We start from the raw sequence: 8,602 nt of genomic DNA, 5'->3' as shown, positions 1-8,602 counted from the left end.
TCGGTTTTGATGGATTTTGCGGCTTCGCGAGCGAAGGCCTCCAGTTGCTTCTTGTCCATACTGCCTATCCTTAGCCATTGCTGGCTCCATGATAGGCAGTTACACAGTTTTATCTACAGTCTCTTTGTTTTCGGGCTTTGTCCGCCCTTCCCGCTAAGATTTCGAACCGGTCGAATCGTCCTGTTCCCGCCCCTTGGCAAACTGTCGCGCCATATCCCGCAGGCTGTGCATCTGCTTGCCAAAGTTGCGGCAACCGGAACAGAGCATGACGTGCATTCGCAGGGCGATCCGTTCTTTAGGCGTCAACGGTCGTTCCTGCGCATCCGACATCAGTTTTGTCGCCTGTTTACAGTTCATCATGATCTTCCCTCTTCTAGAAACCAGCGGTTTTCCAGACACTCCCGAAGTCGCAATCGGGCCCGGTAAAGAATCACATGCAGGTTACTGACAGTGATCCCCTCATTTTCACAGATCTCTCCGGTTTCCAGCTCAAGAAACTCCCGCATCATAAAAAAGCGTGACTGCTTCTCCGGCAGGTTATTCAAGCAGGTTTCGAAGGTACGCCAAAAGTGTTGGTTCTCCAGCTCATTGTCCGGGTGCTGCCATTTGGCCGGACGCTCATCGGCATGCCAATGCCCTGTTTGGTTGAACAGCATCTCCATTGGGTCTTTGTCGTCGTCCCGCTCCGGCACCAGATCACCGGCACTGACCAATTTATGCTTATGGCGCAGGCTATCCGTTATCTTATTTTTAAGAATGGCGAATACCCAGGTCTTCAATGCCGAGCGACGACCGAAGGAGCGGGCATTTTTCAACGCCCCCACCAACGCCTCCTGAACGGCATCCTCCGCCTGCTGTTCATCCTGTAACTGCAGCACCGCGAACTTCAGCATCTGGCTGCGCAGTTCCTTCAGGAATACCGGATCTACCAGGGCGGACGCATCCTCGCCCTGTTCCCGCTGAAGCTCTTCACTCCGCTCTCTCATCAACACCATCCCGTTGCAGCTGATTCTTGGTAGCACTATAACTCGCCACAGAATACGGGATCAGGTGGATCAGAAAAAGTTGCTGCCGGGAAATCTCCGCTTAAACGGGAAGCGTCGGTTGTTAGTCGAGCCACTGCGTCATTTCTTACAGCAAGCTGACAGTTTTCTGCCCCTCTCTTAATGAACGGATAAATTCAGGGGGCAGAAAATACCAAACGCGGCCCCACGGCTTCACTCACCTGCTGGCGTAGAGCCGTTCGTTGAACGGCCGGACGATAGAGATCGCTGCCCCCACAATTTCTGCGCCGCACAAAAAAGCACCGAATCTAATCACCGGCACAGTTTTGTGCACCGCAAACTTCCCGATACAAAACTGACAAAATGGGGAAACCAGTCATCGATAATGGCTAACTTACTGTTTTACAAGGGCAATCAAAACATGGCACGGCTACTGCAATAGTGTCATTGCTGTCCATCAACGGTGATGGAGGCAGCTGGAAAGACACGCATATCCTGTATGCCTAACACAATTTCAGGCAAAGGCGCCTGATCTCCGCGACCACGGTCGCGGGTGATCAGCGCTTTTTTTTTTTTCGCTTAGCGAGGGAGATAGAGCCGATGACCCGCAAGAGTACATTTCTGCGCAAGACCCTGCTGGCTGCACTGATTACCAGCGCAACCCTGACCACCGCCGTCCAGGCGGCCATTGGCGAGCCGGAGAAAGAGGACCTCAAGTTCGGCTTTATCAAACTGACCGATATGGCGCCGCTGGCGATCGCCTACGAGAAAGGCTTCTTCGAGGACGAGGGGCTCTATGTGCAGCTGGAAGCGCAGGCCAACTGGAAGGTACTGCTGGACCGGGTGATCGACGGTGAACTGGACGGCGCCCATATGCTGGCCGGCCAGCCGCTGGGCGCCACCATCGGCTTCGGCACCAAGGCCGACGTGATCACCGCCTTCAGCATGGACCTGAACGGCAACGGCATCACCGTATCCAACTCGGTCTGGCAGCAGATGAAGCAACATATCGCCAAGGGACCGGACGGCAAGCCGGTGCACCCGATCAAGGCCGACGCGCTGAAGCCGGTGGTCGAATCCTTCAAGGCCGAAGGCAAGCCGTTCAATATGGGGATGGTATTCCCGGTCTCCACCCACAACTACGAACTGCGCTACTGGCTGGCGGCCGGCGGTATCCACCCCGGCTACTACGCGCCGCACAAGGGTGACACCTCCGGCCAGATCGACGCCGACGCGCTGCTGTCGGTAACCCCACCGCCGCAGATGCCGGCCACCTTGGAAGCCGGCACCATCTACGGCTACTGCGTTGGCGAACCCTGGAACCAGCAGGCGGTGTTCAAGGGGATCGGCGTGCCGGTGGTGACCGACTACGAGATCTGGAAGGACAACCCGGAGAAGGTATTCGGCGTCTCCAAGGCGTGGGCCGACAAGTACCCCAACACCCATATCCGGGTGGTCAAGGCGATGATCCGTGCCGCCAAGTGGCTGGATGACAACGACAACGGCAACCGGCCGGAGGCGGTGGAGATCCTGTCCCGCTCCGAATATGTCGGCGCCGATGCCGAGGTGATCGCCAACTCGATGACCGGCACCTTCGAATATGAAAAGGGCGACAAGCGCGAGGTACCGGATTTCAACGTGTTTTTCCGCTACCACGCCACCTACCCCTACTACTCCGACGCGATCTGGTACCTGACCCAGATGCGCCGCTGGGGCCAGATTTCGGAACAGAAGCCGGACAGCTGGTACATGGATATCGCCAAGCAGGTGTACCGCCCGGATATCTACCGCCAGGCGGCCGAGGCGCTGATCGCCGACGGCAAGATGTCGGCGGCCGAGTTCCCGAATTTCGCCAAGGAAGATGGCTTCCGCCCACCGCAGACCCACTTTATCGACGGCATTACCTATAACGGCAAGCAGCCCAATGCCTATCTGAACAAGTTCGCCATCGGCCTGAAAGGCGAGCAGAAGCTTTAAGGATTGAACGAGATCGCGGCGGGCCCGGCGGCCCGCCACCACGGAGGTACACACCATGAATGCAATCCGCGCCAAACTGACGCTGTACTGGCCCGAGTCGCCGCTGCAGGCTCTCCAGCAGGGGCTCAAGCGCGCCCTGCTGCCGCTGATCGGCCTGCTGATGTTCCTGTTCGTCTGGCATGTCGGCGCCCAGAATATCAACACCTCGCTGGGCCAGTTTCCCGGCCCGGTACAGGTGGTCGAGCAGGCCCGGAACCTGATCGCCGAGCATCAGCGCGAACGCACCAAGGAGGTCGCCTTCTACGAACGCCAGGAGAAGCGCAATGCTAACAAGCTGGCCGCGGACCCGCACGCGGAGGTCAAGATTCGGCCATACACCGGCAAACCGACCTTCTTCGACCAGATCGGCACTAGCCTGGTGACGGTACTGGCCGGCTTCGTCATGGCCTCGCTGATCGCCATCCCGCTGGGCATCCTGGTCGGCCTGAACGGCGACCTCTACGCCGCCGCCAACCCACTGATCCAGCTGTTCAAACCGGTCTCGCCGCTGGCCTGGCTGCCGCTGGTGACCATGCTGGTCAGTGCGCTGTACGTCAGCGACGACCCGCTGTTCGCCAAATCCTTTATCACCTCGCTGGTCACGGTATCGCTGTGCTGCCTGTGGCCGACGCTGATCAACACCGCGGTGGGCGTCTCCGGCATCAGCAAGGATCTGCAGAACGTCTCCCAGGTGCTGCGCCTGCCCTGGCTGACCCACGTGGTCAAGATCGTGCTGCCGGCCTCGGTGCCGATGGTGTTCACCGGCCTGCGGCTATCGCTCGGCATCGCCTGGATGGTATTGATCGCCGCCGAGATGCTGGCGCAGAACCCGGGCCTCGGCAAGTTCGTCTGGGACGAGTTCCAGAACGGCAGCTCCAACTCGCTGGGCCGGATCATGGTGGCGGTACTGGTGATCGGCCTGATCGGCTTCCTGCTGGACCGGATCATGCTGCTGCTGCAACGCACCCTGTCCTGGGACAAGAGTGCCACCCTTCGCTAAACCAACGCCACTGGAGGTATCCGATGATGAAAGCCCACCTGGAACTGAGCGGCGTGGATATCGAATTCCCGACGCCGAAAGGCCCCTTCAAGGCCCTGCAGAACGTCAACCTGAAGATCGACCAGGGCGAGTTCGTCTCGCTGATCGGCCACTCCGGCTGCGGTAAATCGACCGTGCTGAATATCGTCGCCGGCCTCTACCAGGCCACGCGCGGCGGTTGCCTGCTGGATGGCAGGGAGGTCACCCAGCCGGGCCCGGAACGGGCGGTGGTGTTCCAGAACCACTCGCTGCTGCCCTGGCTGAGCGCCTACGAGAATGTCGAACTGGCGGTCAAGCAGGTGTTCAAGGGCCGCAAGTCGAAAGCCGAGATGAAGGCGTGGATCGAGCACAATCTGGAACTGGTGCATATGAGCCACGCACTGCACAAGCGGCCGGACGAGATCTCCGGCGGCATGAAGCAGCGGGTCGGTATCGCCCGGGCGCTGGCGATGCAGCCCAAGGTCTTGCTGATGGACGAGCCGTTCGGCGCGCTCGATGCGCTCACCCGCGCCCACCTGCAGGACTCGCTGATGGAGATCCAGGCCCGGCTCAACAACACCGTGATCATGATCACCCACGATGTCGACGAGGCGGTGCTGCTGTCCGACCGGATCGTGATGATGACCAACGGCCCGGCCGCCACCGTCGGCGAAATTTTGCACGTCGACCTGCCGCGGCCGCGCGACCGGATCGCCCTGGCCGACGATGCCAAATACAACAGGTACCGCCAGGCGGTGCTCAGCTTCCTCTATGAGAAACAGCGCAAGGTGGAGGATTTCCAGCAGCACCGCGAGAAGCAGAGTACGGCCGCAGCCGAGTCTGAGGAAAGCGCGCCTGCGGCAAAACGGGCCAGCGGTTAGCCGGCCCGTTTTACCTTAAGATCACGCTTTTTGCAGGAGGGGCTCCGGCCGGGCAGGTTCAGCCGCGACAGGTAGTAGGAGCCATACCAGAGCTCCGGTCGCCCGCAGAGCGGGCTGCTACGGCAGGGCCCTGTCGGGCGCCACCCGGGGCGTCACCGCCGCAGGCGGTTAGAACGCCGGCCGGGCCGACAGACGACCTGCAGGGTGCCTGACTCGCCGACTCGACAAACCGCTGCCGCTTGAAGCTGACCGCTTACGGCTCCGTCAGTGCCTCAATAGCGCACGATCCGGGTCGCACCACGCTGATTCAGCACCCGCACCCGGTCGCCGGGCTGCAGTACCGGGCCAGATTTGTCGACCTCCTGTACCACCGAGATCAGCTGACCGGTCTCCAGCCGCACGGTGATCTCCTGGCCCTGCTTGCGGGTCATCCCCTGCTCGATCCGCTGACCGGCAACGCCACCGGCCACGGCACCGACCACGGTCATGATATCCTGGCCGCTGCCGCCGCCGACCTGATGGCCGGCGATACCGCCGATCACCGCGCCGGCGCCGGTGCCGACCACGCCGTCATGACGGCCTTCGATCACCACCAGCCGGGCGGATTCGACGATGCCGTAATCCACCGTCTGCACCCGCCGTACCTCGTGGCGGGAATAGCTCTCGCCACTCAGGTTGGGACCGGCGCAGCCGGCGACGGTCAGCCCGAGCAGCGCGGACGCCAATATCGCTGTCATTTTGTTGTTCATCTCGCACCTCGCTCGTCAACGTATCTTCAGCACCAGTTGGCTGATCCAGGACCAAAGCAGCTCGCGCACCTTGCGGTGCCAGGGGCGCCGGGCCCAGGCCTCGTAGGTCACCTCCTGGCACTGCTGCATATCCTGGCGCAACAGCTGGGCCGCCTGATTTACGAACTCTGATTGTTTGACCTCGATATTGGCCTCCAGATTCCAACGCAAATTCCAGTGATCGAGGTTGCAGGAACCCAACGTGGCCCATTCGTCCACCACCGCCATCTTGGCATGCAGGAAACGCGGCTGATACTCGAAGATTCTCACCCCGGCCTTCAGCAGCCGCCGGTAGTAGCGCTTGGAGGCATGAAACACCCAGGGCTGGTCGGTATAGGGTCCGGCGATGATCAGCCGCACATCCACCCCCCGCCGTGCGGCGCGGCGCAATGCGAAGCGCATCGAGAACGACGGCAGAAAGTAGGCGGTCATCATCCAGACCCGCTGGCGCGAGTGGTTGACCCGGCTCAGGAAGCTGACCTTGATCTGCTGCTGGTACATCCCCTGCACCGTGGTGACCCGCATCAGAGAATTGCCCACCGGCTGGCTGTCGGCGCCGGGCGGCAGCTGGCGGGCGGTACAGCGCTGCCAGAGGTCGTTGTACATGCCGATCAGATCCTGCACCACCGGCCCCTCGACGCGCGCCATCACCTCATGCCAGGGGCAGCCGCGCTGCTCGGCCCGCCAGTAGACGTCGCTCAGGCCGGTGCCGCCGATGTAGGCGATCTGCTGGTCGACCACCATCAGTTTGCGATGATCACGGGCGAAGTTGCGGGTCAGCTTGTTCCAGTGCAGCGGGTTGTAGACCACCAGTTCGACGCCGGCCCGCTGCAACCGGCTACGGTCGCCGTTCGACAGTTTCAGGCCGCCGAAGCCGTCGATCAGGAACTTGACCATCACGCCACGGCTGGCCGCTTCCTGCATGGCGTCGATGAAACGGCCGGCGATATCGCCGCTGGCCAGCAGATAGAACTCCAGCAGCACGCTGTGGCGGGCACTTTGCAAGGCCTGCAGCATATCGGGAAAGAACCGCTCGCCATCGACCAGCAGCTCGATCCGGTTGCCCTGTCGCCATGGATAACGCGTTCGCATAGCTTCCGTTCGTCAGTGTTGAAGTTGTCCGTACAGCCGCGAATAGAGCCCGTTGCGGCTGATCAGTTCGTCGTGCTGGCCCTGCTCGCAGATCTGGCCGTCTTCGAATACGTAGACATGGTCCGCCTGCTTCACCGCGCTGAGCCGGTGCGCCACGATAATGGTGGTGCGACCGCGCAGGAACTGCTGCAGCGCCTGATGCAGGGCGAACTCGGTTTCGGTGTCCAGCGCCGAGGTCGCCTCGTCGAGTATCACCACCTTCGGGTCGGCCAGCACCATTCGGGCGATCGCCAACCGCTGGCGCTGACCACCGGACAAACGAATACCCTGGCGACCGACCAGCGTCTCCAGCTGGTCCTCCTGCGCACGCACGAAATCGTCCAGCTGGGCCACCGCCAACGCTTGCCATAGCTGGCTGTCGGAAAAATCGCGCCCCATCGTCAGGTTGCTGCGGATGGTGCCATTAAACAATGCCGGTTGCTGCAAAACTGTTGCAACGTGCTCACGCACCACATCCAGGCCGATCCGTTCGACCGGTACGCCATTGAACAGCACCCGCCCCTGGCGCGCCGGATAGAGCCCCAGCAACACCTGCACCAGGGTCGATTTGCCACCGCCGCTGGCGCCGACCAGGGCGATCTTCTGGCCCGCATCGATCTGCAGGTCGATCCCCTTCAGCACGTCCTGGCCCTCGATGTAGCCGAAGTGCAGCTCCTCCAGCCGGATCGATACCGTGCGGCCATCGGCGAACGGATTCTCCAGATGCGGGTAATGTGGTTCCTCGTTCAACTCCAGCAGCCGGTTGATCCGGCCCAGCGCCGCCTTGGCGCCGAAGAAGGCGTACTGGATATTAAGCACCTCCTGCACCGGCGCCATCATGAACCAGAGGTAGCCGAACACCGCCATCATCTGGCCGATGCTGAGGTCGGAGAACACCACCATCAGCATCGAGATCGCCCGGAACAGGTCGAAGCCAACCAGGAATACCATGAAACTGAAGCGCCCGGCGGCGTCGCTCCTCCACTCGAACGCCACCGAGTGGTCACGCACATTGCGCGCATCGTCCACCAGCCGACTCAGGTAGTGGCGTTCGCGGTTGGCGGCACGGATCTGGTGAATCGCGTCGAGGCTTTCGGTCAGCGCGTTCTGGAACACCTCGTAAGCTTTGTTCTCCCGCTTCTTGAGCTGCTTGACCTGCTTGCCGATGCGGAAGGTGACATAGATCACCAGCGGGTTGAGAAACAGGATGAACAGCGCCAGTTGCCAGTGCATCCACAGCAGGATCACCGCGGTGCCGACGATCGACAATATCGCGATCAACAAGCGCGACACCGACGAGCCGACGAAGCGGTCGACGGTATCCAGGTCGGTAACGAAATGGGCCGCTACCGCCCCGCTGCCGAGGGTTTCGTACTCGGCCATCGAGATCCGCTGCAGCCGGCCGAGCAGACCGCTGCGGATGCGATAGATGATGTCCTTGGAGATGGTGGTGAACTGGCGGCTCTGCCAGACGTTCAGCACCAGTGCGGCGATCCGCAGCACAACCGTCACCGCCAGCAACGCACCTATATAGAGCACCGGTCCGTGCCAAGTTTCGGGAAACCAGGGGTTCAGGGTCGCCACCACCACCCCGGGCTGATCCAGCAGCACCTCGTCAACCAGCAGCGGCATCAGCAGCGGCAGTGGCACCGACGCCAGGGTCGCCAGCAGCGCGATGATATTGGCCAGCACCAGCTCCCGCTTATGCTCCAGTGCCACCTGTTTGATATAGCGCCAATCGTACTGCTTGATCTGCTCTGCCAA

8 protein-coding genes are annotated in these 8,602 nt (G+C 61.3%); 3 read left to right on the top strand and 5 right to left on the bottom strand.

The genetic code is table 11. The features are described 5' to 3' along the window. Nucleotides 1–153: 153 nt before the first annotated feature. On the bottom strand, nt 154–360 hold the full coding sequence (locus K6T12_RS10350) for a zf-HC2 domain-containing protein (RefSeq protein ID WP_222222138.1): 207 nt from the start codon (nt 358–360) through the stop codon (nt 154–156). After that, nucleotides 357–986: an RNA polymerase factor sigma-70 gene (locus K6T12_RS10345; protein WP_222222136.1), complete on the bottom strand. Its 630-nt coding sequence runs from the start codon at nt 984–986 to the stop codon at nt 357–359. The genes K6T12_RS10350 and K6T12_RS10345 overlap by 4 nt, the downstream gene beginning before the upstream one ends. Before the next feature lie 618 nt (nt 987–1,604). Here K6T12_RS10345 and K6T12_RS10340 point away from each other — a divergent pair. The 3 genes from K6T12_RS10340 to K6T12_RS10330 are packed head-to-tail and all read left to right on the top strand — an operon-like array spanning nt 1,605 to nt 4,919. Continuing rightward, on the top strand, nt 1,605–2,981 hold the full coding sequence (locus K6T12_RS10340) for a CmpA/NrtA family ABC transporter substrate-binding protein (protein WP_222222134.1): 1,377 nt from the start codon (nt 1,605–1,607) through the stop codon (nt 2,979–2,981). A 55-nt stretch (nt 2,982–3,036) separates the two neighbouring features. Continuing rightward, complete coding sequence (locus K6T12_RS10335) at nt 3,037–4,020, top strand: ABC transporter permease (RefSeq protein ID WP_222222133.1); 984 nt, start codon at nt 3,037–3,039, stop codon at nt 4,018–4,020. 26 nt (nt 4,021–4,046) lie between these two features. Further along, nucleotides 4,047–4,919 carry an ABC transporter ATP-binding protein gene (locus tag K6T12_RS10330; protein WP_222222148.1) on the top strand — a complete coding sequence of 291 codons (873 nt, stop codon included), beginning with the start codon at nt 4,047–4,049 and terminating at the stop codon, nt 4,917–4,919. 272 nt (nt 4,920–5,191) lie between these two features. On the opposite strand, the gene K6T12_RS10325 is transcribed toward K6T12_RS10330, so the two are convergent. Genes K6T12_RS10325 through K6T12_RS10315 form a run of 3 tightly spaced genes read right to left on the bottom strand, consistent with a single transcriptional unit; the run spans nt 5,192 to nt 8,602 of the window. Further along, nucleotides 5,192–5,668 (bottom strand): outer membrane lipoprotein, encoded by a 477-nt coding sequence (locus K6T12_RS10325; RefSeq protein WP_222222131.1) that lies wholly within the window; start codon nt 5,666–5,668, stop codon nt 5,192–5,194. Between the two features lie 15 nt (nt 5,669–5,683). Beyond that, complete coding sequence (locus K6T12_RS10320) at nt 5,684–6,799, bottom strand: phospholipase D-like domain-containing protein (RefSeq protein WP_222222129.1); 1,116 nt, start codon at nt 6,797–6,799, stop codon at nt 5,684–5,686. 12 nt (nt 6,800–6,811) lie between these two features. Continuing rightward, a complete protein-coding gene (locus tag K6T12_RS10315) occupies nt 6,812–8,602 on the bottom strand; it encodes an ABC transporter ATP-binding protein (protein ID WP_255611655.1) in 1,791 nt (596 codons plus the stop codon).

This window comes from Marinobacterium arenosum (assembly GCF_019795155.1).
GTDB classification, from domain to species: Bacteria; Pseudomonadota; Gammaproteobacteria; order Pseudomonadales; family Balneatricaceae; genus Marinobacterium_C; species Marinobacterium_C arenosum.
The sequence above is the reverse complement of the archived record's forward strand: the minus strand, read 5'-3'. Positions and strand labels throughout refer to the sequence as shown.

Bases quoted from the DNA above. Each gene is read 5' to 3' on its own strand.
- K6T12_RS10335 (WP_222222133.1), top strand. From the start codon at position 3,037: ATGAATGCAATCCGCGCCAAACTGACGCTGTACTGGCCCGAGTCGCCG.
- K6T12_RS10345 (WP_222222136.1), bottom strand. From the start codon at position 986: ATGAGAGAGCGGAGTGAAGAGCTTCAGCGGGAACAGGGCGAGGATGCG.
- K6T12_RS10350 (WP_222222138.1), bottom strand. From the start codon at position 360: ATGATGAACTGTAAACAGGCGACAAAACTGATGTCGGATGCGCAGGAA.
- K6T12_RS10330 (WP_222222148.1), top strand. From the start codon at position 4,047: ATGAAAGCCCACCTGGAACTGAGCGGCGTGGATATCGAATTCCCGACG.
- K6T12_RS10340 (WP_222222134.1), top strand. From the start codon at position 1,605: ATGACCCGCAAGAGTACATTTCTGCGCAAGACCCTGCTGGCTGCACTG.
- K6T12_RS10325 (WP_222222131.1), bottom strand. From the start codon at position 5,668: ATGAACAACAAAATGACAGCGATATTGGCGTCCGCGCTGCTCGGGCTG.
- K6T12_RS10320 (WP_222222129.1), bottom strand. From the start codon at position 6,799: ATGCGAACGCGTTATCCATGGCGACAGGGCAACCGGATCGAGCTGCTG.